Source organism: Mesorhizobium sp. 131-3-5 (assembly GCF_016756575.1).
GTDB classification, from domain to species: Bacteria; Pseudomonadota; Alphaproteobacteria; order Rhizobiales; family Rhizobiaceae; genus Mesorhizobium; species Mesorhizobium jarvisii.
The window spans coordinates 3,820,232-3,845,932 of record NZ_AP023254.1 but is presented as its reverse complement, the minus strand read 5'-3'; the positions used below and the strand labels follow the sequence as shown (position 1 = coordinate 3,845,932).

The 25,701-nt window shown below is 64.4% G+C and carries 20 protein-coding genes, 2 tRNA genes and 1 pseudogene; 16 read left to right on the top strand and 7 right to left on the bottom strand.

Features of this window, described 5'->3' with window-relative positions:
• From JG747_RS18755 to JG747_RS18745, 3 genes and pseudogenes are all read left to right on the top strand, one after another.
• A pseudogene (locus tag JG747_RS18755) lies at nucleotides 1-445 on the top strand (hypothetical protein).
• 98 nt (nucleotides 446-543) lie between these two features.
• Nucleotides 544-1,572 carry a TonB family protein gene (locus tag JG747_RS18750; protein WP_236952031.1) on the top strand — a complete coding sequence of 343 codons (1,029 nt, stop codon included), beginning with the start codon at nucleotides 544-546 and terminating at the stop codon, nucleotides 1,570-1,572.
• Between the two features lie 57 nt (nucleotides 1,573-1,629).
• Nucleotides 1,630-1,944 (top strand): antibiotic biosynthesis monooxygenase family protein, encoded by a 315-nt coding sequence (locus tag JG747_RS18745; protein WP_019858631.1) that lies wholly within the window; start codon nucleotides 1,630-1,632, stop codon nucleotides 1,942-1,944.
• 12 nt (nucleotides 1,945-1,956) lie between these two features.
• Here JG747_RS18745 and putA read toward each other — a convergent pair whose 3' ends face one another.
• On the bottom strand, nucleotides 1,957-5,565 hold the full coding sequence (putA, locus tag JG747_RS18740) for a bifunctional proline dehydrogenase/L-glutamate gamma-semialdehyde dehydrogenase PutA (RefSeq protein WP_202359790.1): 3,609 nt from the start codon (nucleotides 5,563-5,565) through the stop codon (nucleotides 1,957-1,959).
• 163 nt (nucleotides 5,566-5,728) lie between these two features.
• Between putA and JG747_RS18735 the strand changes: the two genes are divergently transcribed.
• Entirely contained in the window at nucleotides 5,729-6,181 is a 453-nt protein-coding gene (locus tag JG747_RS18735; RefSeq protein WP_027046935.1) for an Lrp/AsnC family transcriptional regulator, read from the top strand.
• Between the two features lie 57 nt (nucleotides 6,182-6,238).
• On the opposite strand, the gene JG747_RS18730 is transcribed toward JG747_RS18735, so the two are convergent.
• Nucleotides 6,239-7,438 (bottom strand): cytochrome-c peroxidase, encoded by a 1,200-nt coding sequence (locus JG747_RS18730; RefSeq protein WP_019858634.1) that lies wholly within the window; start codon nucleotides 7,436-7,438, stop codon nucleotides 6,239-6,241.
• Between the two features lie 7 nt (nucleotides 7,439-7,445).
• The gene (locus JG747_RS18725) at nucleotides 7,446-7,895 is read right to left on the bottom strand and encodes a FixH family protein (protein WP_027046936.1); all 450 of its coding nucleotides are present in this window, start codon (nucleotides 7,893-7,895) and stop codon (nucleotides 7,446-7,448) included.
• A gap of 151 nt (nucleotides 7,896-8,046) precedes the next feature.
• Between JG747_RS18725 and JG747_RS18720 the strand changes: the two genes are divergently transcribed.
• Nucleotides 8,047-8,967, top strand: coding sequence for a sugar kinase (locus tag JG747_RS18720; protein WP_202359789.1), 921 nt, complete (start codon nucleotides 8,047-8,049; stop codon nucleotides 8,965-8,967).
• Nucleotides 8,968-8,979: 12 nt separating this feature from the next.
• On the opposite strand, the gene JG747_RS18715 is transcribed toward JG747_RS18720, so the two are convergent.
• From JG747_RS18715 to JG747_RS18705, 3 genes are all read right to left on the bottom strand, one after another.
• On the bottom strand, nucleotides 8,980-10,002 hold the full coding sequence (locus JG747_RS18715; RefSeq protein WP_202359788.1) for an aldose epimerase family protein: 1,023 nt from the start codon (nucleotides 10,000-10,002) through the stop codon (nucleotides 8,980-8,982).
• Nucleotides 10,003-10,093: 91 nt separating this feature from the next.
• Complete coding sequence (locus JG747_RS18710) at nucleotides 10,094-11,551, bottom strand: NAD-dependent succinate-semialdehyde dehydrogenase (RefSeq protein ID WP_019858638.1); 1,458 nt, start codon at nucleotides 11,549-11,551, stop codon at nucleotides 10,094-10,096.
• Nucleotides 11,552-11,752: 201 nt separating this feature from the next.
• Nucleotides 11,753-12,703 (bottom strand): AEC family transporter, encoded by a 951-nt coding sequence (locus tag JG747_RS18705; RefSeq protein WP_202359787.1) that lies wholly within the window; start codon nucleotides 12,701-12,703, stop codon nucleotides 11,753-11,755.
• 111 nt (nucleotides 12,704-12,814) lie between these two features.
• Here JG747_RS18705 and JG747_RS18700 point away from each other — a divergent pair, with 111 nt between their 5' ends.
• The 11 genes from JG747_RS18700 to JG747_RS18650 all read left to right on the top strand — a co-directional run bounded on the left by JG747_RS18700 (nucleotide 12,815) and on the right by JG747_RS18650 (nucleotide 24,498).
• Nucleotides 12,815-15,835 carry a caspase family protein gene (locus JG747_RS18700; RefSeq protein WP_202359786.1) on the top strand — a complete coding sequence of 1,007 codons (3,021 nt, stop codon included), beginning with the start codon at nucleotides 12,815-12,817 and terminating at the stop codon, nucleotides 15,833-15,835.
• 98 nt (nucleotides 15,836-15,933) lie between these two features.
• The gene (locus JG747_RS18695; RefSeq protein WP_019858642.1) at nucleotides 15,934-16,482 is read left to right on the top strand and encodes a histidine phosphatase family protein; all 549 of its coding nucleotides are present in this window, start codon (nucleotides 15,934-15,936) and stop codon (nucleotides 16,480-16,482) included.
• Between the two features lie 229 nt (nucleotides 16,483-16,711).
• Nucleotides 16,712-16,787: transfer RNA gene (locus JG747_RS18690), tRNA-OTHER, on the top strand.
• A gap of 1 nt (nucleotide 16,788) precedes the next feature.
• Nucleotides 16,789-16,856, top strand: a tRNA-Asn gene (locus JG747_RS18685).
• 361 nt (nucleotides 16,857-17,217) lie between these two features.
• Nucleotides 17,218-18,360, top strand: a complete 1,143-nt coding sequence (locus JG747_RS18680; RefSeq protein WP_019858643.1) for a slipin family protein — start codon at nucleotides 17,218-17,220, stop codon at nucleotides 18,358-18,360.
• Between the two features lie 233 nt (nucleotides 18,361-18,593).
• Nucleotides 18,594-18,875 carry an acyl carrier protein gene (locus tag JG747_RS18675; protein WP_010909964.1) on the top strand — a complete coding sequence of 94 codons (282 nt, stop codon included), beginning with the start codon at nucleotides 18,594-18,596 and terminating at the stop codon, nucleotides 18,873-18,875.
• Nucleotides 18,876-18,931: 56 nt separating this feature from the next.
• Entirely contained in the window at nucleotides 18,932-20,122 is a 1,191-nt protein-coding gene (locus JG747_RS18670; protein ID WP_038647341.1) for a beta-ketoacyl-ACP synthase, read from the top strand.
• Nucleotides 20,123-20,169: 47 nt separating this feature from the next.
• Entirely contained in the window at nucleotides 20,170-21,441 is a 1,272-nt protein-coding gene (locus tag JG747_RS18665) for a beta-ketoacyl-ACP synthase (RefSeq protein WP_038647343.1), read from the top strand.
• 37 nt (nucleotides 21,442-21,478) lie between these two features.
• On the top strand, nucleotides 21,479-22,507 hold the full coding sequence (locus JG747_RS18660; RefSeq protein ID WP_038647345.1) for a zinc-binding dehydrogenase: 1,029 nt from the start codon (nucleotides 21,479-21,481) through the stop codon (nucleotides 22,505-22,507).
• Nucleotides 22,508-22,520: 13 nt separating this feature from the next.
• On the top strand, nucleotides 22,521-23,507 hold the full coding sequence (locus tag JG747_RS18655) for a lipid A biosynthesis lauroyl acyltransferase (RefSeq protein ID WP_032921115.1): 987 nt from the start codon (nucleotides 22,521-22,523) through the stop codon (nucleotides 23,505-23,507).
• A 334-nt stretch (nucleotides 23,508-23,841) separates the two neighbouring features.
• Nucleotides 23,842-24,498 (top strand): class I SAM-dependent methyltransferase, encoded by a 657-nt coding sequence (locus JG747_RS18650; protein ID WP_244748134.1) that lies wholly within the window; start codon nucleotides 23,842-23,844, stop codon nucleotides 24,496-24,498.
• Here the strand turns inward: JG747_RS18650 and JG747_RS18645 are convergent.
• Nucleotides 24,483-25,700: an NAD(P)-binding domain-containing protein gene (locus tag JG747_RS18645; RefSeq protein WP_202359785.1), complete on the bottom strand. Its 1,218-nt coding sequence runs from the start codon at nucleotides 25,698-25,700 to the stop codon at nucleotides 24,483-24,485. The two genes, JG747_RS18650 and JG747_RS18645, sit on opposite strands and share 16 nt — an antisense overlap.
• Nucleotide 25,701 lies beyond the last annotated feature (1 nt).

Below are 25,701 nucleotides of genomic sequence, written 5' to 3'. Positions count from 1 at the left end.
ATGGCGAGCTTGACGACATCCCTTCGTCTGCTGCCCTCGACGTTGGCGATGTCGCTTGCGATGGTTCCGGCGTGGGCTGAAGGGGTCCGCGCCGGCCCCCGCGCTGACCCTGGAGCTCAATGCCGCGCAACCCTCCGACAAGGGCTGCCGGCTGACCTTCCTGGTCAACAACAATCTCGGTGCCGACCTCTCCAAGGCGGCTTTCGAGATCGCCCTGTTCAACGAGGCCGGCGTTGTCGACCGGCTGACCGTGCTCGATTTCAACGACCTGACGGCAGGCAAGACCAAGGTGACCCGCTTTGATCTCGCCGGCACCGATTGCACCAAGGTCAGCCGCGTGCTGATCAACAGCGCGACCGAATGCGCAGGCGCCGGCGTCGAACCGGCCGCCTGCATGCGCAGGCTGAAGACGGACACCAAGACCGGCATCGCCTTCGGCGTCTGAGAACGGCTTTGGGACTGCACCCCGCATTCACAGCAAATACCGTTGCGTGGCCGCTGGCCGGCCACGGATCGCTGACGCCAGGGGCAAACGATCTTGATTTGACTTTTGCCCGCTGGCCGCTGCAATTTCCGGCCCGCGACATGCAGGAAATCAGTCCCCTCCCCGACGCTGGCAGCGAGCTGGCGATAGCGCCGGCCGAGCCGCTTGCAGCCGCGCGGCCGGCGGCCCGATGGCCGATTGCCCTCGTCGTCTCCGGCCTGCTTCACGCCGCCATGGCGGCATTCTTTCTGATCTCGCCCGCCGGCACATTCGATTCCAGGAATGCGGAGCAACCGGAAGGCAGCGATCGCGCAGGCGACAAGGTGGCCGGCACCGCTTTGGACAAGGATCCAGCAGCGATCAATGTCACGCTGGAGCCAAAACCGCAGCCGACCAAACCGGAGCCGGCGGCCAGACCGGTGCCGCCGACAAAACCCTCGCAGCCCGAGCGGGAAGCTGCAAAGCAAACTCCCCAACCCATCCCGGAAGCAGCCAAGCCGCCGCCCAAACCTTTGCCGGAAGCTGTCAAACAGCCTGCGGCAACACCTGACATACTGGTGGCGGCGACCCCGCACCGTGATGACCAGAGTGTGGCTGCCAGGGCCGAAACACCGGCACAGCCGAGCGTCCAGGCCGAGACCGCTGAGATGCCTGTCGCCGTTCCGGAGCAACCGCCGATCCCCAGCGCCAGGCCAACTCCGGGCGCAGATGCAAAAGCAGCGGACGAGAAGCGCGGCACGGCAGATGGGCAGGATCGGCTGGCGCAGGCAGCCAGCAAGGGCAGAAGGCAGAACGAGGCGGGGGCCGCCGCTGAGTCCAGCTACCGAAGCGACGTCATCAGCAAACTTGGCCGCGTCTATCGAGCAGTGCCGCCTTCGTTGCAAGCGACGGCGCGCAGCAACACCGTTGTCACCTTCGTCATCGGCCGGCAGGGCAACATCGATGAGCTGCGTGTCGTTGAAAGCTCGGGCTCGGCAACTTTCGACCAGATCGTGCTTGGTTTCGTTCGCAAGGCGGCCCCTTTCCCTCCGATCCCGCCAAAGGTCGGCAACAGTCTGGAATTCACCGGTGCGATCGGTCCGTTCTGAGAGCGGCTAACCCGCATCCTTCAATCGCAGCAGTCCACCAATTCAGAAAGGAACCCCATGTACATCGCCATGAACCGCTTCAAGGTGCAGAACGGCTCGGAAGCCGATTTCGAGGCCGTGTGGAAGAACCGCGATTCCAGCCTTGCCGAGATGAAGGGTTTTCGGGAATTCCATCTGCTGCGCGGCCCGGTCAACGAGACCGAAGGCTACACACTGTTTGCCTCGCACACGGTGTGGGCGAGCCAGGACGATTTCGTCGCCTGGACCAAGTCGGAGAATTTCCGCGCCGCGCACAGGAATGTCGGCACGACGAAGGTGCACTATCTCGGCCACCCGCAATTCGAGGGCTTTTCGGTCGTCGAGGGCGCCTGAGAATAGGCTGAACTAGGCCGCGGCAAGCAGGCTGGCATTGCCGCCCGCGGCCGTGGTGTCGACACAGACCGCGCGCTCATGGGCATAGGCGGCCGGGTTGAGCACCTCGCTGACCAGCGGCACGATCGGGCCGGTCCTATCGGCGATGACCTTGCGCACGATGCGCGCCGCCTCCGGCGTGCCCGAAAAAGCGACGACATCGACGCGCAGCGAGCGCGCCTCGACCGGATCGGGACGCCCATCGATAGCGGCGAGCGGCAAGCCCTTGCCGGTCAGCGCCGACAATGCGGCCGGCGCCCCTGGGGCAACGGCCAGCACCGCATTGCCGGCGGCGAGCGCCTGGATCGTCTGGGCAAGCAGCGTCTCGGCATCCGGCCCCAGGCACAACACGCGGCCGCGCGGCGACAGCGAGAGCGTGTTGGCCTCGCCGGTTGGCCCGGGCAGGTCGACCTGACCGAAATCGATGCCAGCAGCGGCGCCGATGGCAGCCGCGCCCTTGCCGCGCAAATGCTTCCTCAGGATGGCGATCCGGTCCGGGCGCGTCGACCAGCCGCGGAGGGCCGGATCGGGCAGATTGTCGGCCAGTTCGGTCGCCGTCACCTTGTGGCCATCGCCAACTTCCGTACCGGCTTCCGGCCCCTTGCGGAAGCGGCGCAGATAGTGCGGGCCGCCGGCCTTCGGCCCGGTGCCGGACAGCCCCTCGCCGCCAAAGGGCTGCGAGCCGACGACGGCGCCGATCTGGTTGCGGTTGACGTAGATGTTGCCGGCATGGATGCCGTCGACGAAATGCTGGACGCGGCCTTCGATGCGGGTATGCAGGCCGAACGTCAGGCCATAGCCCTTGCGGTTGATGGCGGCGATCACCGCGTCGATCTCATCAGCGTCGAAGCTGGCGACATGCAATACCGGCCCGAAGACTTCGCGCTCCATCTCCTCTATGCCTTTGACTCGGAAGACATGCGGCGCGACGAAGCGCCCGTCCTTCGGCGCCTCGAGCTTGGCGATCAGCCGGCCCTCGAGACCCTTCTTGGTGCAATAGTCACGGATAGAGGACTGCGCGTCATCGTCGATGACCGGACCGACATCGGTCGAAATCCGCCAGGGATCACCGATGTTGAGCGCTTCCATGGCGCCTTTCAGCATCTCCAGCATCTTCTTCTCGACGTCCTTCTGCACGTAGAGCACACGCAGCGCCGAACAGCGCTGGCCGGCACTCTGGAAGGCAGAGGCGAGGATGTCGCGCACCGCCTGCTCGGGCAGCGCGGTGGAATCGACGATCATGGCGTTCAAACCGCCGGTCTCGGCGATCAGCATGGCGTCGGGTGCCGCGGTCTCGGCCAGCTGTTTCTCGATCAGCTTGGCGACCTCGGTCGAGCCGGTGAAGCAGACGCCGGCAATGCGTGGGTCGGCGGTCAGCGGCGCGCCCACCGACGGGCCATCGCCGGGCAGCAGCTGGATGATGTCTTCCGGCACGCCGGCCTCGCGCAGCAATTCGACGGCGCGGAAGGCGATCAGCGGTGTCTGTTCGGCCGGCTTGGCGATGACCGAATTGCCGGTAACGAGTGCTGCCGCGATCTGGCCGGTGAAGATGGCGAGCGGAAAATTCCACGGCGAAATGCAGACGATCGCGCCGCGCGCCTGCGTGCCGGTCTCGGCATTGGCCGCCTCGGCGGCGTAGTAGCGCAGGAAGTCGACCGCCTCGCGCACTTCCGCCACCCCGTCGGCCAGCGATTTGCCGGCCTCGCGGGTGGCGAGCGCGAAGAACTCGACCGCATTGGCTTCGTAGAGATCGGCTGCGCGGTTGAGGATGGCGGCGCGTTCGGCAACGGGACGCTTTGCCCAGGCCGGTTGCGCTTCCACAGCGATGCGCACGGCAATCGTAACCTGCTTGGCGGCGGCCTCGTGAACCGTTCCGACCACTTCATCGGGCTTGGCCGGATTGACGACCGGGCGTGGCTTGCCATAGCCGGCAGCCCGGGTGATCGGCTTGGCGTGCCAGCGGTCCGGCCCGGCGAACGCCGCCCTGGCCTTGTCGATGGCCGCCAGCGTCACCGTGTCGGTGATGTCAAAACCTTTCGAATTGCGGCGACCGACGCCAAAAATCTGAGAAGGCCGGGCAATCGCCGGATTGGCAGCAGGACCCTGGCTTTCCACCGTCTCGAGCGGATCGCGCGCGATGTCTTCCGGCTCGACATCCTCGTCAGTCAGCTGGTGCACGAAGGAGGAGTTGGCGCCATTTTCCAGCAGGCGGCGCACCAGATAGGCCAGAAGGTCGGAATGCGCGCCGACCGGTGCATAGATGCGGCAGCGCGTGCCTTCGGCCTGGCGCACGGTCTCGTGCAGCGCCTCGCCCATGCCATGCAGGCGCTGGAATTCGAAGGAATCGCGATTCGTGGCCATCGACAGGATGGCGGCGACGGTGTGGGCGTTATGGGTGGCGAATTGCGGGTAGATGCGGTCGGTCATGCCGAGCAGTTTGTTCGCGCAAGCCATGTAGGAAACGTCGGTGTTGGCCTTGCGGGTGAAGACGGGATAGCCGGCAAGTCCGAGCGTCTGCGCTCGCTTGATCTCGGTGTCCCAGTAGGCGCCCTTCACCAGCCGCACCATGATTGTGCGGTCGTATTTCTTCGCCAGCGCGTAGAGCCAGTCGATGACGAAGGCCGCGCGTGGCCCGTACGCTTGCACCACCACACCAAAGCCGTTCCAGCCAGCGAGTTCCGGCTCGGCCAGCACGCGCTCGATGACATCCAGCGACAAATCGAGGCGGTCGGCCTCTTCTGCGTCGATGTTGAGACCCATGCGCGAATGCCTGGCTGCGAGTGCCAGCGACAACAGCCGCTCGGCCATGACCGGCAGCATCTCTTCCTTCTGCGCCACCTCGTAGCGCGGATGCAGCGCCGAGAGCTTCACCGAGATGCCGTGGTTCTGCCTGATGTCGGGACCGTTGGAGCCGGCATCGAGCGAGGAAATCGCGTCGGCATAGGCCTTGTGGTAGCGCAGCGCGTCGGCCTCGGTGCGGGCCGCCTCGCCCAGCATGTCGAAGGAATAGAGGTAGCCCTTCTGCGTCATCGGCCGGCCGCGCTTGACGGCTTCCGCGATGGTGCGGCCGAGCACGAACTGTTCGCCCATCTCGCGCATGGCGGCGGCCACCGCCTTGCGGATGACCGGCTCGCCCAGCCTGCGCACCATGGAGCGCAGCGTGCCTTCGATACCGCCCTCGCCCTCGTCGAGGACACGGCCGGTCAGCATCAGCGCCCAGGTCGAGGCGTTGACGAAGATCGAGCTCGATCCGCCGGAATGCGCCGACCAGTCATGCGGCGCGATCTTGTCGGCGATCAGATCGTCCATCGTCTCGGTGTCGGGCACGCGCAGCAACGCCTCGGCCAGGCACATCAGCGCCACGCCCTCCTTGGTGGAGAGGCCGTAGGCCGAGAGGAAAACCTCCATCAGCCGGGGATCGGACGAGCCGCGCACCGCCCGCACCAGATCGGCGGCTCGCGCTGAGATCGCATCGCGATCCCCAGCCGAAAGCCCTGTCGCCTCGGCCAGCCGCTTCACGGCCTCGTCTTCGTCGGGAAGATAGTTGGCGCGGATCTGCTGGCGGATGGTGTCGAGCGGCATGGCGGGTCCCGTGGAACGAGCATCAGGGAGCGGGCCGGCGGTCACCGGACCGAATGGCGCAAGCTAGCACAGGCGCGGATTTCAGTCGGTCCAAAGAAATCGACGAGATAGTCCGATCGATCTATCATTGTGCCAGTTCCTTAGAGATTGTACGGTGATTTTGATGACAGAAGACCAATTGGACCGCATCGACCGAAACATCTTGTCGGCGCTGGCGGGCAATGGTCGGCTTTCCATGTCGGAACTCGCCGCCAAGGTCGGTCTTTCGAAGACGCCGGTGCAGGCGCGGGTCAAGCGGCTGGAGAAGGACGGATACATCAGGGGCTATCAGGCGATCATCGACCGTGAGCGCATGGGCGAAGGCCATGTCGCCTTCGTCCAGGTGAAACTGTCCGACACCCGTTCCGCCGCGCTCGACGCTTTCAACCGATCGGTGCAGGCCGTGCCGGAGATCGAGCAATGTCACATGATGGCGTCGAGCTTCGACTACCTGCTCAAGGTCCGCACCCGCGACATCGCTGCCTACCGCCGCGTGCTCGGCGAGCGCATCTCGGCGCTCCCCCATGTCGCCCAGACCTCGACCTTCGTGGCGATGGAGACGGTGAAGGATCGCTGACCGTGATCCCGAAAAGTCGATGCCGGTTTTCGGACAAGATGATGGTCAAACAAGAGCCTACTCCGACAGCGTCTTCAAAAACGCCACCAGCGCTGCGCGTTCGCGGTCCGACAGCTGCAGCGGGTGGATCTCGGTTGTCCCCTCCACGCTCGGCGCCGCCTTGGCGTAGTGCGCCACCACCTCGTCGAGCGACGAAAACTGCCCTGCATGCATATAGGGCGGCCGCGTGGCCACGCCGCGCAGCGACGGTGTCTTGTAAGCCCGGATCAGCTGCGGCCCATCCTTGACCATGAAGCGCAGTTCCCCGCAGGCGCTGACGTCGCCGTCGCGATAGGCGCCAAAACAGTTGAACGGATCGGCTTCGACCTGTGCCACCGCATCGACGCGCCCCCGGTCCGGCGGCAGGTCCGTGACGGGTGGCACGCCAGTGTTGTGAAAACCGTTGTCGGTGAAGCGCGGGCCATTGTGGCAGGTCACGCAATTGGCTTTGCCGATGAACAGTTTCAGCCCGAGGATTTCTTCCCGCGTGAAGACGGCATCGCTCTTCGGCTCGGCGCCGGTGGCAAGGTCCAGGGCAAAGCGATCGAAGCGCGTCTGCGCCGGCTCGATCGAGCGTTCGAAGGCCGCGATCGCCTTGCCGATATTGGCGTAAACGCGGTTGATGGCGTCGCGCTGCGCATCGCTCATCGCGTTCCAGGCAGCCCTTTCGGCATCGTTGCCAAGCGGGCTGGCATTCAGCGGAATGCCGGCAAAATCGGGCAGCGGCCCGAAAATGCGCTCATAGCGCTCGCCGAAGCGTGCCTTGATGTAGTGCGCGTAGGCAGTACGGTTTCCTGCCTGCTCCAGAGGGTTTTCCAGCGGCGTCAGCGCTTGTGCCCACAGGCTGTCGCGGCGGCCGTCCCAGAAGAACCACGGATCGCGCGCCACGCCGGCCAGTGGCATGGTGCGCCGGTTGGTATGGCCGACGCCGACCGCTTGCGGCAGGTCGTCCTGGAACTGGCGGTCTATCTTGTGGCAGGTCGAGCACGACACCGTGCCGTCGCGGCTCATCCCAAGATCGAAGAACAGCGTCGAGCCAAGGGCGGCGGCGGCCGGCACGTCGGCGAAGCGATTGGTGGTGTCGGGCTTCAGCGACGGCAGCGTGTTCAACGCCAGCGAGGCTATGGTCTTCTTCTCCGCGTCGGAAAAATCCGGCTTGCCGCAGCCGACGAGGATGACGGCGACCATCAGCGCCAGAAAGCAGAAAAGGCGCTTCATCGATCGCTCACAGCACCACGTTGAACAGCACTGTATCGGAGCCGGCGCCCGACGAGATGGCGAACCGAAGTTGCCACCAGCCGCTCATCGTGAATTTCAGCCCCTCGATGCGGTAGCGGCCATCGCCGAGATAGTCGGTCACCTGCGGGCTGGTCGGCAGGCCGTGATTGTGTTGCGGCATGCCGCCGGAGATGGCGATCGCGGCGCGCTCCACCGAAGCCCCCGTCTTTGTTTTCAGCGTCAGCAGCCAGGATTCCAGTTCGCCCTGCCGCACCACGCCCCGTTCCGGTACGAAGCTCGCCATGTACAGCCCGTTGTCGGTTTTCTTCGTCCGCGAGACATCCGGGCCGACCATCTGCGCCGATTGCGGCGCGGTCAGATAGACGACCGCAAGAACGCCGACCAGCAGAGCAGCCAGACCAAGACCCGCCAAGAGATAACGCCATATCGATGCCAAACCGGTTCCTCTTCTGCGGATAACGCTCGGCCGGGTGGATCGCGTCCCGCCAGCCTGTGGGAAAACGCTGTGGCGCAAAAAAGCCTGCTTGCCAAGCATGGCGCTGCCGCCGGCAAAAAGCTACAGCACCGAAATCACTGGAGGATTGCAGATGGCGGGAAACGGCGTCGCCTCGATCGGCGAATGCATGCTCGAACTGTCGGGCCAGACCGGCCCGAACTGGCGCATGGGTTTTGCCGGCGACACGTTCAACACGCTGTGGGCGCTGCATGCGTTGAGCGAAGACCGGCCAGCGACCTATGTCTCGGCCTTCGGCGACGACCCCTTCTCGCAGGGCCAGATCGGCTTCTTCGCCGAAAACGGCATCGGCATCGGCTCCAGTCCGATAATAGCTGGCGCTCGGCCCGGCCTCTATGCGATCACCTTGACCGGTGCCGAGCGCTCCTTCACCTACTGGCGCGGCGACGCCGCCGCCCGGCAGCTTGCCTCGGATCCCGCTGCACTGTCGAAAAACCTTGAAAATCAGGCACTTGTGTATTTTTCCGGAATCACTTTGGCAATTCTGGACGATGCCGCGCGCAAAACACTGCTAGCGGCCGTGGCCAAGGCGCGTGCCGCTGGCTCGCTGATCGCCTTCGACCCCAATTACCGGCCACGGCTCTGGCGAACTCGCGAGGACGCGCAGGCGGCTATCGTCGAAGCGCTCGGCGTCACCGACATCGCGCTGCCAACCTTCCCCGACGAGCAGATGTTGTTTGAGGATGCGACGCCGCAAGCGACCGCCGAGCGGCTCCGGCAACGGGTCGGTGAAGTCGTCATCAAGAATGGCGAACAGCCGGCGCTCATTGCTGAAAACGGTACTCTTCACGACGTGCCGGCGATCCATGTCGCGGCCGCCGTCGACACCACCGGCGCCGGCGATTCCTTCAATGGCGGCTATCTCGCGGCGCGACTTGCCGGCCATGGCCCGCGCGAAGCGGCAAGTCGGGCACATCGCGTTGCCGCTGCCGTGGTGCAGGTCCGCGGCGCCCTGGCGCCATTCGAGACGCTGCGGGCGGCGTTCGAAAACTAGCCGCCTGGAGACCTATAGAAGGCGGAAACGATATTCCGTCACATGGTGATAGATCGCGCCGGGCCATAGCGTCGCCTGCGGGAAATACGGCCGGTTCGGCGCATCCGGCCATATTTGCGGTTCCAGGCAGAAGGCGGAAAAAGCCTTGTAGTCGCGGCCTTCGAGCCCCTTGCGCGGCGTCACATACTGGCCGGTATAGAGCTGAACGCCAGGCTCCGTGGTCCAGACCTCCATCTCGACGCCGGAACTCGCCCCTTGCGTCCATGCCGCTTGCCGCAGCGGCCCGCGCGCCGCGGCGAGGCAGAAGTTCTGGTCGTAAGGCAGTTGCTCGCCCTCGGTTTCCATGCGCAGCGGCCGCGCCTGGCGGAAATCGAAGGGCGTACCGTCAACCGGCTTGACCACGCCGGTCGGGATCATGTCGCTGTCGACCGGCAGATAGGCGCCGGCGTTCAGCATCATCCTGTGGTCGAGAATGTCGCCGGCGCCGCCATCATCCAGGTTGAAATAGGAATGTTGGGTGAGATTGCACGGCGTCGGCTCCTCGCAGGTCGCCGTCAACTCGACGCTCAGCGTGCCGGGGATTTTCAGCCGGTAGGTGCAGGTGACGTCGAGGGCGCCGGGAAAGCCCATCGCGCCGTCGGGATCGTGTAGCGTCAGCGTAACGAAGTCCCGGCCATGCAGCGAAACCGCCCACGGCCGGTGCGAATAGCCCTGCGAGCCGCCATGGAGCGTATGCTTGCCGAGGAAATTTTGCTCGGTCTGGTAGCGGGTGCCGTTAATGGTGAAGCGGCCGTCGCGGATGCGGTTGGCATAGCGGCCGACCACCGCGCCGAAGAAGGCGTTGTCGGCCTCGTAGGCTTCCAGCGTGTCGTAGCCGAGCACTAGCGGCGCATCATGGCCGGTCAGGCGCAAATCCTGGATGATGGCGCCGAGCCCGATGATGTTGGCGGTGAGGCCACCGCCCCTGATGGTGAAGCGGCGCACCGGCTCGCCTGCCTGCGTCGTGCCGAAAACCTCGCCGTCCTTCATTGCCATGCCCGCAAACGTCAGTTGATCCAAAGGATTTCGGCAGGTTTTCTCAACCCGAGGTCGGCGGGCTAGGCCCGTCGACCTCGGGGATAAGGTATCAGAGGCCGAGGCCGCCGATACAGACATATTTGGTATCGAGGTAATCCTCGATGCCCTGATGTCCGCCTTCTTTGCCGAGGCCCGATTCCTTGACGCCGCCGAACGGCGCCTCCGGCGTGGTGATCAGGCCTTCATTTACACCGACCATGCCGTATTTCAGCCCCTCCATGACGCGGAAGGCGCGGCCGAGATCGCCGGTGTAGAAATAGCAGGCAAGGCCGAATTCGGTGTCGTTGGCGAGCGCGATGGCTTCCGCTTCGGTCTCAAACTTGAACACCGGGGCGACCGGGCCAAAGATCTCTTCCTTCATGAAGCGCATCTTGGGCGTCGCATCGGCGATGACCGTCGGCTGGAAGAACGAACCGCCCAGCGCATGACGCTTGCCGCCAGCGACGATCTTGCCGCCTTTCGAGGTTGCGTCTGCGATCAGCTCTTCCACCTTCTCGACCGCCTTCTCGTCGATCAGCGGTCCCTGCTGCACGCCTTCCTCGAGGCCGGAACCGACCTTCAGCCCGTTGCTGGCCACAGCCAGCTTCTCGACGAACCTGTCATAGACGCCGGCCTGGACGAGGAAGCGGTTGGTGCAGACGCAGGTCTGGCCCGAATTGCGGTACTTGGCGGTGATGGCGCCGGCGACGGCACGGTCGATATCGGCGTCGTCGAAGACGATGAACGGCGCGTTGCCGCCAAGCTCCATCGACACCTTCTTCACGGTGACCGACGACTTCTGGATGAGAAGCTTGCCGACTTCGGTCGATCCGGTGAAAGTGATCTTGGACACCAGCGGATTGGCGCAGATCTCGTCGCCGATCTCGCTGGCCGAACCGGTCAGGATGTTGACGACGCCTTTGGGGAAGCCGACTTCCTCGGCAAGCGCGCCCCAGGCGAGGCCTGAGTAAGGCGTCTGCGAGGCGGGCTTCACCACGGCGGTGCAGCCGGCGGCGAGCGCGGGACCGAGCTTGCGGGCCAGCATCGAGGACGGGAAATTCCACGGCGTGATGGCGGCGATGACGCCGACCGGTTCCTTGGTCACCAGGATGCGGCGGTCCGCCCATGGCGAGGGCACGACGTCGCCATAGGTGCGGCGGCCTTCCTCGGCGAACCATAGAATGTAGGCCGCGGCCGAACCGATCTCGCCCTTCGATTCGAACAGTGACTTGCCCTGCTCGATGGTCAAGAGCTCGGCGAGCACGTCCTGATTGTCCATCATCGCATCGTGCAGCTTGCGCAAGAGCTTCGAACGCTCGAGCGCGGTCGTCTTGCGCCAGGTCTTGAAGGCGGCGTCCGCGGCCTCGATGGCGCGGCGGGTCTCGGCCTTGCCCGACTTCGGCACGGTGCCGATCTTGAGGCCGGTGGCGGGGTTGTTGACGTCGACCGTCTGGCCGCTGTCGGCCTGCACCCATTCGCCGTTGATGAGATTGGCCTGCCGCATGAAATGGCTGGTTTTCTGAAGCATGGTCTATCCTCCGTTCGGCGCACTGACGGGCCGGTCTGTGAAATCTTCGGTGAGCGTGCGCCATGAATTGAAGCCGGCACGCCGGAGCCACTGCTCTTTACCTAGGGCAAGGCCCGCAAGCAATCGCAAGATGGCATATAGGGGTTGGGCCAGCCCGGGACGAGAGCAAGCTTTGCCGCCTCGCCTCGATTTGCGCATGGTCTAGCCGAAGACATGCAGGACAATCGTCAGCCAGAAAGCCGTGGTGACGGCGGCAGAGGCGGTGGCGATGGTCATCTGGTTCGATGCCAGCGCCTGGCCCGTGTTGAACTGTACCGCGATGAGATAGGAGTTGATGCCCGACGGCAGGGCCGCCACCACGACCGCCACCTTGGCGGTCAGGGGCGGCAGGCCGAGCAGCCAGACGAAGGCGAGAACCAGCGCCGGCATCAGGAACAATTTCAGCGCCGAAAGCGCCAGCGCCGGCCGGACATTGCCGGAGATGCCGAAGCGGCGCAGGCTGAGCCCCATGGCAAACAGCGCCACCGGCCCTGCCGTGTTGGCCAGCGCATCGACCAGCCGCATGACGAGGCTGGGCAGCGGCACGCCGCTCAGCCGCCATGCCAAGCCGAGCAGGATACCGATGATCAGCGGATTGATGAACATCCGCCGCAAGAAGCTGCGCAGCACCCGCTGCGGATGCACATGTTCGCCACCGCCCCGGCCGAACATCTCGAACAGCACGATCGAGGCCATCATCATGACCGGCAGGTGCACCGAGACCAGCAGCGACAGCACTTCGAAGCCGCTCGGGCCGAATATGCCAAGGATGAACGGAGCGCCCAGCAGCACGACATTGGAATAGGCCGACGACACGCCGCCGACGACACCGGCGCGCGCGTCGCGCCCGAATATCCGGGTGGTGACGAGATGGCCGGCGGCCCAGGTGATTGCCGCCGCCGTGAAATAAGCGCCCCACAACGGCCACGGCGCGACGCCGTGGAAATCGGCCTTCACCATGGTCTGGAACAGAAGCAGCGGCATCGCCACCGAGACCGCGAAATCCGATATCCCCTCGCCGCTCGCCGGTCTGAGATAGCCGGTCAACCCGGCGATATAGCCGAGCGCGACCAGGCTGAAGACGAAAAGCACGGTTTCTGTAAGCAGAGACATTTTTCAGGGATAGGCGAGCCACGCGCGCGGCGCAATCGCGCCCGAATTTGATCATGGTAGGCTGGCAGCGTTATAGAGGGTTTGGAGTATCAGGGCGGGCACGAACGACAAATGACCTTTGTCGAAACCTCAGGACGCAACCTTCTTGCGCGTGTGTGGCTGACGGCTTTCGTCGCCGCGCTATTTTGTCTTGCCGCGACGGCGTTTGCATTGGCCGAGACGAAAAGCCTCAAGGGCGTGGCGCTGATCGTCGGCCAGTCGAATTACCTGCACATCGCCGCCCTGCCCAACCCGGCCAATGACGCCCGCGACATGGCCAAGATGCTGACCGACCTCGGCTTCGACGCCCGCAACGTCACCGATCGCGATGCCGCCAAGCTGAAGCGCGACCTCGAACGTTTCGTCGAGGATGCCGAGGGAGCCGACGTCGCCCTCATCTATTACTCCGGCCACGGCATCGAGGCCGGCGGCGAGAATTATCTGGTTCCGGTCGATGCCGACATCTCGTCGCTGAAGGATGCCGATAACGCGCTGGTGCCGATTTCCGCCGTCATGGACGAGTTGAAAAAGACCGTGCCGGTGACGATCATGCTGCTCGATGCCTGCCGCACCAATCCGTTTCCGGCGGACGCTTTGGTGCGCCGGGCGCCGACCGCTTCCGCCGAGCCGATCGGCGCTGGCGGGCTGGAACCGGTGCGCGGCGCCAAGGCGCTTGCCAATGCGTCGGCGCAGGATGCGAGCCTGGGCACGGTGGTCGGCTTTGCCGCCGAACCGGGTCGCCCGGCGCTGGACGGAGCGGTCGGCGAAAACAGTCCCTATGCCGCCGCCCTGCTGCGCCACCTCGCGGCGATGAAAGGCACGGAGTTCGGCTCCGTCATGCGCATGGTGACCGAGGAAGTCTATCTCGACACCAAGGCCAAGCAGCGCCCCTGGGTCAACGAAAGCCTGCGCCGGCTGCTTTATTTCGGCATCGCGCCGCCGGAGCCGACCGGTGACGACGGGCTGATCACCGGCGAAAGGCGGCAGCTACTCTTGACCATCTCCGACCTGCCCGACCCGAAGCGGGCGCAGGTGGAACTGGCCTCGCTGCAAGACGGCGTGCCGCTCGACGCGCTCTATGGCGTGCTGAGGGCGCTGGGTACGGACAAGATCCCCGAGGATCCGACCGACCTGCAGAAGGTGCTCGACGCCCAGGCCGAGCGCCTGAAGAAGATGATGTCCGAGCGCGCGGCACTGCGCACCGACGATCCCGAGATCAAGCGGCTGGTTGCCTCGGCCGACAAGGCCATCGGCCAGGGAGCGATGGTGACGGCGCGCAAATTCCTCGACGATGCGGTCGGCAGGGTCGAGCAGAACAGCGGTGCGGTCGACGAGGCCGAGGAACTGGTCAGGCAGAAGCGCATCGCCGACGCCGCCATCTATGCCAAGCGCGCCGACGCCGCAGCGCTGGTCTTCGACTACAAATCCGCCGCCAACGACTATGCCAAGGCCTTCTCGCTGGTCGAGAAATGGGACGACAAGCTGCGCTGGAACTACAAGAATCAGGAAGCCGAGGCACTCAACGCCCACGGTTCCGCCACCGGCGATCTCGATGCACTGCAGCACGCGATCGAAGCCTATCACGTTATCCTGAACTTCATTCCCAATGGCGAGCAGAACAAGGATTGGGCCATCACCCGCAACAACATGGCGGTGGTGCTGCAGACCATCGGCGAGCGCGAGACCGAGACCGCGCATTTGGAAGAAGCCGCGCAGATCTTCCGCGATTCGCTCGTCGTCTTCGAGCGCGAGAAGGACGACCCCAACTGGGCGGCGGCGCAAAACAACCTCGCCAATGTCCTCTTGAAGATCGGCGAACGCGAGAGCGACCCGAAGCGGCTCAATGAGGCAGTGGCGGCGATGCGCGCCACGTTGGAAAAGCGCCCTCGCGACAAGCTGCCGCTCGACTGGGCCGCTTCGCAGAACAATCTCGGCCTCGCGCTCTATGCGCTCTCCCAGCGCGAACCCGCCGGCGAGCATCTGAAGGACGCCGAAGCCGCCTACCGGCTGGCGCTTGAAGAGTACACGCGCGAGAAAGCCCCCGTGGAATGGGCGATGGTCGAGAACAATCTCGGCAACACGCTGGTGACGCTTGGCATCCAGCTCAACGACAAGGCCAAGATCAACGAGGCGGCCGATGCCTTCCGCGCCGCGCTGAAGGTGCGAACCCGTGAGACCTTCCCGGTCTCCTGGGCGACCAGCCGGCTCAACCTCGGCAACGCGCTGAGCGGCGTCGCCCGCTTCGACATGGGCACCGACACGCTCGAAGAGGCCGCCGCGGCCTATGACGATGCGTTGACGGTGTTTACCCGGCAGCGCTTCCCGATGGACTGGGCGTCGGCGCAGAACAATCTCGGCTCGATCTACCAGACGCTTGGCCAGCGGACCCGCGACGCGGCCAGGCTCGAACAGTCGGTGGCAGCATTCCAGGCGGCGCGGCAGGTTTATGTCAGGCGGAAATTCCCGCAGGATTGGGCCATGAGCTATTACAATCTCGGCAACACGCTGCAGTTGCTTGGCGGCGTGACGGACAAGCCCGAGCACTACAGCGAGGCAGTCGACGCCTACAGCAATGCGTTGCGCGAGTATAAGCGCGAGACAAACCCGCGGCAATGGGCGCTGGCCCAGGCCGGCCTCGGCTCGACGCTGCACTGGCTCAGCATGAGCAATGCCGATCCCAAAATCCTGCGGGATTCGATCGCCGCGCGGCGGGCAGCACTCGAAGTGCTGACCATCGAGACCGCACCCGTCGACTGGGCCAACGCCCAGAACGGCATCGGCATGAGCCTGCTCAATCTCGGCAATATCGAACGGACCGGAAAATATCTCGACGAGGCCGAGGCGGCTTTCACGGCAACGCTGAAGGTCTTCACCAGGGAAAGCCAGCCCCTGCAGTGGGCCTTCGAGCAGAACAATCTCGGCGACATCCACTGGAACCGCGCCAGCTATGGCGGCGGCAAGGCCGAGTATCTCAGGGCTATCGCGTTCTTCGAGAATGCCAAGCAGGGCTTTACCGAAGCCGGCTACACCGTCCCCATCCCGCTTACCGACCAGAAGATCGATCTGGTGAAGAAGCAGATCGCCAAAAAGTGAGGCTGGGACGTCTGCAACGCCCGCTTGTCTTTGTGCCGGGGTTCCGATCCCTATATGCGAATGACCGGAACCCGATGACGGGCTCCTGAAGGACTGCGATGATCCGATTTGCCCTGGCCCTGTTGCTGTTCGTCGTTCCCGTCGCGGCCCATGCCACGGATGCCGGCTGGGCGCTGCTGCGCGATGGCGGCCATGTCGTGCTGCTGCGCCATGCCATGGTCACCGGCACCTCCGACCCCGCCAATTTCGACATCGACAGCTGCGCCACCCAGATCAATCTGTCGGCGCGCGGCAAGCAGCAGGCGAGCAAGATCGGCGCCTTGTTTGCCGCCCGCGCCGCGCCGATCGAACGCGTGCTGTCCAGCCGCTACTGCCGCTGCCTCGACACCGCGCGTATCGCCTTCGAGGCCGAACCGGAACTGTTCGCCCCGCTCGATCTCCTGAAGGGCGACGATGCGCAGAAGGCAGCACAGATCGCCGCCATCATGAAGGAAATCCGCGCCTATTCCGGCTCCGACAATCTGGTCATGGTCACCCATCTGGAAGACATCGTGGCGCTGACCGGTGTTTCCCCGCGCGAAGGCGAAGCCGTGGTGGTCGAGCCGCAAGGCGACGGTCTGCGCGTGCTCGGCCGCGTCACCTTCTAACGAACCGATCCGCGCCTCCAACGTTGGATGCGAGTGTTGCCGAAATACCACTGCTGAACGAAGCCACGAATTGGCCGCGACAATGCCGCTTGCGACAACCCGTCGCAGGCTCTATAGCCGCGCTCCCGGTCACGAGAACCGAAGTGAGCACAACGGTTGGAGCTTTCGTCTCCGCCCGTGCAGGCGGCATTGCCGCCCTGTATACGGCGCCGCTTTGGGGATTGGGATCGCGGATGTAGCTCAGTCTGGGAGAGCGCCGGATTTGGATCCGGAGGTCGCAGGTTCGAATCCTGCTGTCTGCACCACGGATAGCTCAGTTTGGTTAGAGCATCAGATTGTTAATCTGACTGTCGAAGGTTCGATTCCTTCTCCAACGGCCTGATAAGCCGACACCTTTGGGTGGTGTTATCCAGAAAACGGTCCGGGGACCGGAATGCTGAAGACCTGACGGACGGCCGAAGCCTTCGGGCCAAGGCCGTTTCGAAAGGTCCGACGCCATCGGCTCGCGGCCAGGTCCGCGGTGATGGTCAAGGCGCATCGTCGCCGGCAAGGGAGGCTTCGGCCTCCGGCGCCCGCTTCGCTGCCCCGCGATCCGCTCCCGAGGGCCCGCCACGGATCGATGCCACCGGTCCCCGGATCATTCGTGCCGGAAGACGATGTGAAACGAGAAACGAAGGGAAGATCGACGCATGAGTTGACGCCTCGCATGGGGCCATGCCCGACAGGAGTAAGACAATGACTGTTCTCGACAAGGTTCTTGGACGCGAGCGCGTCCTCGTAAGGGAAAACGAACGTGCCCTCACCCTCCACAAGGGTGAGATCAAGGCCGTCCTGATGCCGGGCGAGCACTGGCTCGCCAACCGGCGCGGGAGCCTGGAAGTGTCAAGGCACGATCTGAAGAACCCGGAATTCGTTTCGGCATACGAGAAGGCGTTGTTCGACAAGCTACCGGATGTGGCCGCGCGTCATTTCACCGTCGTTCGCACCGGGCGCACGGATGTCGCCATCATCGAGCGTGACGGCAATCTGCATGCCGTGCTGGCGCCGGACCGCAAGCTGGTGCTGTGGACGGATGCCGGGCCGTGGACGGTGGCCGTGATCGACGCGTCGGCCGATCTCGCCATCGATCCGGCGGTCATGCGCCGGCTCGGCCAGGCCCGGAAGGCGGAGTTGATGTCGGTCCATCCGGTCGTCGATGGCCAGGCGGGGCTGCTGTTCGTCGACGGTGTCCTGGTGCGGACGCTTGCCGCGGGCGCGCATGGCTTCTGGAACGTCGGACGCATGGTGCAGGTGAAGGTCGTCGACCTCAAGCGCCAGTCGCTCGATGTCGCCGGGCAGGAAGTGCTGACCAAGGATCGCGTGACGATCCGCGTCAACATCGCCGCCGAATACCGGGTCGTCGACCCGGTCAAGGCGGTGAGCGCCGTGAAGGACTTCTCCGAAGCCCTTTATCGCGCCCTGCAATACGCCTTCCGCAAGACGCTGGGCGCGCTGACGCTCGACCAGATCCTTGAAAAGAAGGTGACGGTCGACGAGGAAGCCGCGGCCAAGGTCCGTGCCGACATGGCCGAGATCGGCGTCGAGGTCAGCGATATCGCGCTCAAGGATGTGATCCTGCCGGGCGAGATGCGCGAGATCCTCAACCAGGTGGTTTCGGCCGAAAAGCAGGCCGAGGCCAACATCATCCGCCGCCGCGAGGAGACGAACGCCACGCGTTCCCTGCTCAACACGGCCAGGGTGATGGCGGAGAACCCGGTGATGCTGCGACTGAAGGAGCTCGAGGCTCTGGAAACCATCGCCGGCAAGGTCGAGCGGCTGACCGTCCACAACGGAACGGGCGGGCTGCTGAACGACCTGGTCAAGCTCCGTGACAGCTGATGCATGTCGCCCAAAAGTGGTTCCCGGTTTTGGGAAAACGACATGCATCGAAACCGAGACTAACCTGACGTAATGGGAAGGGCCGCCGGGTTGACCGGCGGCCCTTCTTGCGTTTCTTGGGCACGCTTCCCATCTGCGCCCGGACTATCAGGCCTTTTCCTGCCGGGAAAAACCGATTAGACAGCGCCCAAACAGGATGCGGACAGATTCCGCCCGCAAAGAAGGAAAAGCCCTTGTCCACCACGTTCGACAAAGTCGCCAAGATCATTGCCGACACCAGCGAGATCGATATCGACACCATCACGCCCGAGAGCCACACGATCGACGATCTCGGCATCGACAGCCTCGATTTCCTCGACATCGTCTTTGCCATCGACAAGGAATTCGGCATCAAGGTGCCGTTGGAAAAGTGGACCCAGGAAGTCAATGACGGCAAGGCTTCGACGGACGACTACTTCGTCATGAAGAACCTGTGCGCCAAGATCGACGCGCTGGTCGCCGCCAAGACCGCCTGACATCAGTTGAGCGCGCAACCTTGACGCGCTTTGCCGCCTGACCCACAAAGCCGCCCATGAGTAGCCCCCGCGACGTCGTCATCACTGGTATCGGCCTTGTCTCCTCGCTGGGAGAAGGCCCTGACGCCCACTGGCAGAAGCTCGCGCAACCGGGCCTGCAGCCGGTGCTCGAAGCCGCGCGCTTCGCGCCCTATACCGTTCATCCGCTGCCGGAGATCGACTGGAACCTGCAGATCGCCAAGCGCGGCGACCAGCGGCAGATGGAGACATGGCAACGGCTCGGCACCTATGCCGCCGGCCTTGCGCTCGATGACGCCGGTATCAAGGGCAATGACGAGCTCTGCGCGACCATGGACATGGTGGTGGCCGCCGGTGGCGGCGAGCGCGACGAGGCGGTCGATGCCGCCATCCTTGCCGCTTCGGAAAGCCGCAACGACCGCGACGTGTTGCTCAACGAGAAGCTGACCACCGAATTGCGGCCGACCTTGTTCCTGGCGCAGCTTTCCAACCTGCTCGCCGGCAACATCTCCATCGTCCATAAGGTGACGGGCTCCTCGCGCACCTTCATGGGCGAGGAAGGCGCAGGTGTTTCCGCCGTCGAGACGGCCGCTGCCCGCATCCGCTCGGGCCAGTCCACACATGTCCTGGTCGGCGGCGCGTTCCAGACCGAACATTCCGACATGCTGCTCGGCTACGAGCTTGCCGGCTATCTGCATCGCGGCCCCTGGAAGCCTGTCTGGCAAAGGCAGGGTGCCGAGGGTGGCGGCGTGGTCTCCGGCTCCGGCGGCGCCTTCCTGGTGCTGGAACAGCGTGAACACGCGGAAAGCCGTGGGCGCAAAATCTATGCCGAGCTCGGACCGGTCGTCTCCGGCCGGGCCAGGCGGTCGCGTGGAGAACTCGACGCCGAAATCGCCGGCTTGCTGAGCCAGGCGGCGCTGCCGAACGGCAAGCTGCTGGCGCTTTCGGGTGCCTCGGGCGCGCATGCGGCAACATCAGCCGAGAAAACAGCGCTCGATGCCGACGGGACAATTGCCGCACGCGGCTTCTCGACGCTGACCGGACACATGAAGGAAGCGCAGTTTCCGTTCGCCGTGGCGCTTGCCGCACTCGCCGTCGACCGCAAGGCCGCCTACCCCGTCTTTGACGCCGCAGCCGAGAAGCCGTTCGAAGGCATTCCCGCAAGCGTCCTTGCAACGGCGATCGGCTATCACCAATTCGAGGGCATGGCGCTGGTCAAGTCGGCGTAAGGCGGCGCCAGCCATGTTGCAGAGATGAACCGCTCGAGGGCTTCCCGATGACCAATTTCAGAGATCACATGGGCAGACCCATCGTCGCCGTCACCGGCATCGGCGTGGTGACTTCGCTTGGCGTCGGCAAGGCTGACAATTGGGCGGCGCTGACCTCGGGCAAGTCGGGCATCCACCCGATCACCCGCTTTCCGGTCGACCACCTCAACACCCGCATTTCCGGTATGGTCGACTTCCTGGACTCAAGCGCGAAGGGCGCCAGCCCCCTCACCTACGAGCTGGCCGAAACCGCCGCGCATGAAGCCGTGGCCGAATCCGGCCTCGATTCCAGTGATTTCGGCGGTCCCCTCTTCCTCGCCTCGCCGCCCGTCGAGCTCGACTGGCACGAACGCTTCTCGCTCTACAATTCCGACAAACAGGACGCCGGCGCCGAAAGGCTGCTGCGGGTGGCGCGCGGATTGAAGGAACTCGACATCTTCGAGACCACCCAGTTCGGCTCGATCGCCGACAGGCTCGCCGACCGGTTCGGCACGCGTGGTCTGCCGATCACGCTGTCGACCGCCTGCGCCTCGGGCGCCACCGCCATCCAGCTCGGCGTCGAGGCGATCCGCCGCGGCGAATGTGACCGGGCGCTGTCGATCGGTGCCGACGGCTCGGCGACCGCGGAGGCGCTGATCCGCTTCTCGCTGCTGTCGGCGCTGTCGACCCACAACGACATCCCGGAAAAGGCGTCAAAACCGTTTTCCAAGGACCGCGATGGTTTTGTCCTCGCCGAAGGTTCGGGCGCGCTGGTGCTGGAATCACTGGAGGCAGCCCTTGCCCGTGGCGCCACCGTTCTTGGCATCCTGCGCGGCTGCGGCGAAAAGGCCGACGATTTCCACCGCACCCGCTCCAAGCCTGACGGTTCGCCGGCAATCGCGGCGGTTCGCGCCGCCCTTGCGGATGCGGGCCTGAGCAAGGACGAGATCGACTACGTCAACGCCCATGGCACCTCGACGCCGGAAAACGACAAGATGGAGCATCTGTCGCTGTCGACCGTGTTCGGCGAGCGCATCGGCTCGATGCCGGTCTCGTCGAACAAGTCGATGATCGGCCACACGCTGTCCGCGGCGGGCGCCGTCGAGGCGGCGTTCTCGCTGATGACGATGCGCGAAAGCGTCATTCCGCCGACCATCAACTACGACAATCCCGACCCGGCGATCGTGCTCGACGTGGTGCCGAACAAGAAGCGCAACGCCGAGGTTCGCAGCGTTCTGTCGAACTCCTTCGGCTTCGGCGGCCAGAACACTTGCCTTGTCATGGCGCGGGAACCGGTCTAAGCGAGCCACTTCCGCTCGAACAGAACCGACAGGCCTTATGCGCGCACTGCAACTTATCGAGGACCGCCGTCTTGAGACGGTGGACCTGCCGCCTCCCCCGCCACCCGCACTCGGCGAAGTCACGCTGCGCATCAAGGCGGTGGCGCTGAACCATATCGACGTCTGGGGCTGGCGCGGCATGGCCTTCGCCAAGCGCAAGCTGCCGTTGGTCATCGGCGCCGAAGCCTCCGGCGAGGTCGAGGCGGTCGGTCCCGGCGTGTCCAGCCTGCTGCCCGGACAATTGGTGTCGATCTACGGCGCGCGCACCTGCGGCCTTTGCCGCGCCTGCCGCGAAGGCCGCGACAATCTCTGTGAACATGTTTCCGGCGTCCACGGCTTCCATCTCGACGGTTTTGCCCAGGAGAAGATCAACCTGCCGGCGCGCCTGCTGGTCCCCGCCCCGCCCGGCGTGAGCGACATCGGCGCCGCGGTGGCCCCCGTCACCTTCGGCACGGTCGAGCACATGCTGTTCGACAATGCGAGACTGCAGCCCGGCGAAACCATCCTCGTCCATGCCGGCGGCTCCGGCATTGGTTCGGCGGCCATCCAGCTGGCGAAGCGGATGGGCTGCACCATCATCACCACGGTCGGTTCCAACGACAAGATCGACAAGGCCAAGGCGCTCGGCGCCGACCACGTCATCAACTACCGCGAAGACCGCTTCGAAGGCGTCGTGCGCAAGCTGACCAAGAAGAAGGGCGTCGATGTCGTCTTCGAACATGTCGGCGCCGACACTTTTGCCGGCTCGATGCTGTGCCTGAAGCGCGGCGGCCGCCTGGTGACCTGCGGCTCGACCTCGGGCGTGTCGACGCAGATCAACCTGATGCAGCTCTTCCAGCAGCAATTGAAGCTGCTCGGCTCCTTCGGCTGCCGCATGGAGAACATGGCCAACGCCATGCAGAAAATGGCGGCGGGACAGGTCGCGCCGGTCATCGACACCGAAGTCGGCTTCGACGATATCGACGCAGCGCTGAAGCGCATGGAAGGCCGCGATGTTTTCGGCAAGATCATCCTGCGCGTCGCCTGAGGCGTTGACTTCGGTGCTCAAGAAGTTTCGCCGCGATCTCAGATTTCGCTATGGCAGGCAGCTGCGCCAGCTGAACTACTGGCTAGTTGCCCGCGCGGCGATGATCATCATTTCGGTGCTGCGCCTGCTGCCGGTCGACAGCGCGCTGAATTTCGCCGACCGCGTCGCGCGGTTCATTGGTCCCAGGGTCGGACGCCACCAGGTCGCCATCGACAATCTGCGCAAGGCCTATCCTGAAAAGAGCGAGGACGAAATCCAGGCCATCGCCTCCGATATGTGGGGCAACATGGCCCGCCTTGCCGCCGAATACATCTTCCTCGACGCCCTGTTCGACTACGACCCGGCCGCCAGCAAGCCCGGCCGCGTCGAGGTCAAGGGAATAGAGCACTTCGTCGAGATCGCCGCGGAGAAGCAGCCGCACATCGTCTTCACCGGCCATCTCGGCAATTTCGAGCTGCTGCCGGTGGCGGCGGCGACCTTCGGCATGAACATCACGGCGCTGTTTCGTCCGCCGAATAACCCCTACCTTGCCGACTACATCCTTTCGACGCGGCGCTCGACCATGGGGGCGCTGCTGCCGTCGATGGCCGGCGCCTCATTCGCATTGGCCGGAGTGCTGGAAAACGGCGGCAATATCGGCGTCCTCGTCGACCAGAAATTCTCCAACGGCCTGGACACGACATTCTTCGGCCGCCCCTGCCAGAGCAACCGTGTGCTGGGCACGCTTGCCCGTCACTATGACTGCGACGTCTACCCGGCGCGTTGCATCAGATTGCCCGGCAACCGCTTCCGCCTCGAGATCGAGGACAGACTGGTCTTGCCGCGCACCGCCGATGGCAGCGTCGACGTCCACGCCACCACCCAGATGCTGAACGACGTGGTCGAGCGCTGGGTGCGCGAGGATCCCGGCCAATGGATGTGGTTCCACAAAAGGTGGGAGATCAGCAACTCGCGGCGTAAAAAGCAGCCGCAGGCAAAGGCCCCGGCCGCGAACAGTTGATCTCTTCCGCTGCAGTGTTTGCCGCTTCCATTTCCGGCACTCTTGGGCCTGCGATCCAGACATTCGTAACGTTACTGGTCAGGGAATCTTAAACGACCAGGGCGCACATACCCCAGGAGATGTTCATCGACTGGGATGGAACCCGTGGCATGACGAATATCGAAATGCCGCGCCTGGATCGGGATGGCCTCGAGGATCGCTCCTTCGGCCGTCTTGGCCGGGCGTGGTCCCATCTCCGTCGGCATGGCCTGCTGGAGCCGATAAGGCTCATCCGCCGGCATGGGCTCGGCACAAGCCTTGGCTTTGTCCAGCGCAACAGCGCAACATCAGGCATATGCTCGCCGACCGTCTCGCCCGGAAATGGGATCGCCGGCACGGCGTCGATACGGCCGGCTCGATCCAGCTCCGCGCCCTCAATATCGTCGGCCCGCACCGCGCCATGGGCAATGAAGCCGTCTGCACATCGCCCAGAACCTTCGACTTCATCATGAAGTCGCTGCCCCGCGATCTCCACAACCATACGTTCATCGACATCGGCTCCGGAAAGTCGCGAACCCTGCTGCTGGCCTCGCGATATCCGTTCGCCGAGATCATCGGCGTGGAGTTCGCACGCGAACTGGTGGAGATCGCCCGCAGTAACATCGAGCGCTTAAGCGACCCGACGCAGAAATGCCGGGCGCTCAGCGTCGTTGAGGCGGATGCGGCGGCCTACGATTTTCCGCAAGTGCCCCTGGTGGTCTATTTCTACAATCCCTTTTCGAAGGACGTCTTCGATATCGTCCTGAAGAATCTCTTGTCGTCGCTCGAACGCCACCCTCGCGATTGTTTCATCATCTATGGCAGCTCGAGCCATCGCGCCATCGACTGGGCAAGGCCCACCATCCGCGAAACCGGTAATTTCCGGGAATTGTCCGTGCCGGCCATGCCCAGCTTCCTCGATGCGGTCCGCACCATCGACTATGCGGTCTTCCAGGTTCAGGCCGCCGTGTAACGTCTGTCTTTGGTTTTCTGAATGAACCGCGCGACGGTGCGCGCGGCAAACGGCGTGCCGGCGGTGAACCGCATCAGCGGGCCGAAACTGCCGACCGCGCTCGCGCCGACGAAATGCAGGCCTGGGATTCTGGATTCGAACCCAGCGGAAAGCAGTGGCAACCCGTCCCGGCGGGCAATCGCGGCAAGCATGGCGGGCGCGAACAGACCGAGCTTGGCAATATCGATCCGGTAACCCGTGCCGAGCAGGACGTGATCGAAGCTGGCGGCATCCTTCTCGAACCGCAGTTCGATGCCATTGTCCTTGGCGGATGCACCGATGATCCTGCTGCCGGCCCTGATCTCTATCCCATCGAAGTCCGGCTTCAGCCAGCCCGTCGCGCCGGCGCCGAGGCTGCGCCTGTTGAGCCCTGCCCGGGCTGGCTCCGGGAACCGGTGCACGAAGCCTGGGACTTCGACCAGCCAGGAAATCGGGAACGGGCCGACCCTGGATGGCGATGCGAGCCGCTCCGACAGGAAGTCGCGCAAGCTCCAGCTCTGCTTTCCCGACAGCGCCCGATAGCCCAGCCAATGAATGTCGCCATGGCAGATGAGTTCGACCTCAGCGCCGCTGCGTTTGAGCAGCACGGCGGATTCGCAGGCGCTTTGCCCACGTCCGATGACGGCAACGCGCTTGCCGCGGAAGGCCTCATAACCAGTATGTTCACTGGCATGGCTGACCAGTTCTTTTGGGATGCCGTTGAAGACAGCGGGGATCAGTTGCTGGTTCATCAGGCCGGTGGCAACGACGACGCGACGCGCCTTCAAGGCATCGCCATCGGCCAGTGCCAGACGAAATCCGCCGTTCGCCTTCTCGACGCGGTCCACCTTGCGCGTGTCCAGATCCGGAACCGTCTGGGCCTGGATCCACAATCCATAGTCGACGAAGTTTTCGAGCAGCAGCGGTTCGCGGGGCGAGATTCCGAGGACCTTTGCATAGGAATCGAGCGAGAGCGGACCTTTGGTGTGGCCGATATAGGTCGCGTGCCAGGGCGAGCGCAGCCTCATGCCTCTCGGCATATGGTCGCGCCAGAAGGACATCGCGCCGCCAAGCGTGAGCGTATCGACACCTGCTCCCTTAAGGGCGGAAGCGACGGCCAGCCCGAATGGGCCGGCACCGATCACGGCCACCTCGCAGTCCGTCCTGGGCGTAAAAACGGTCATG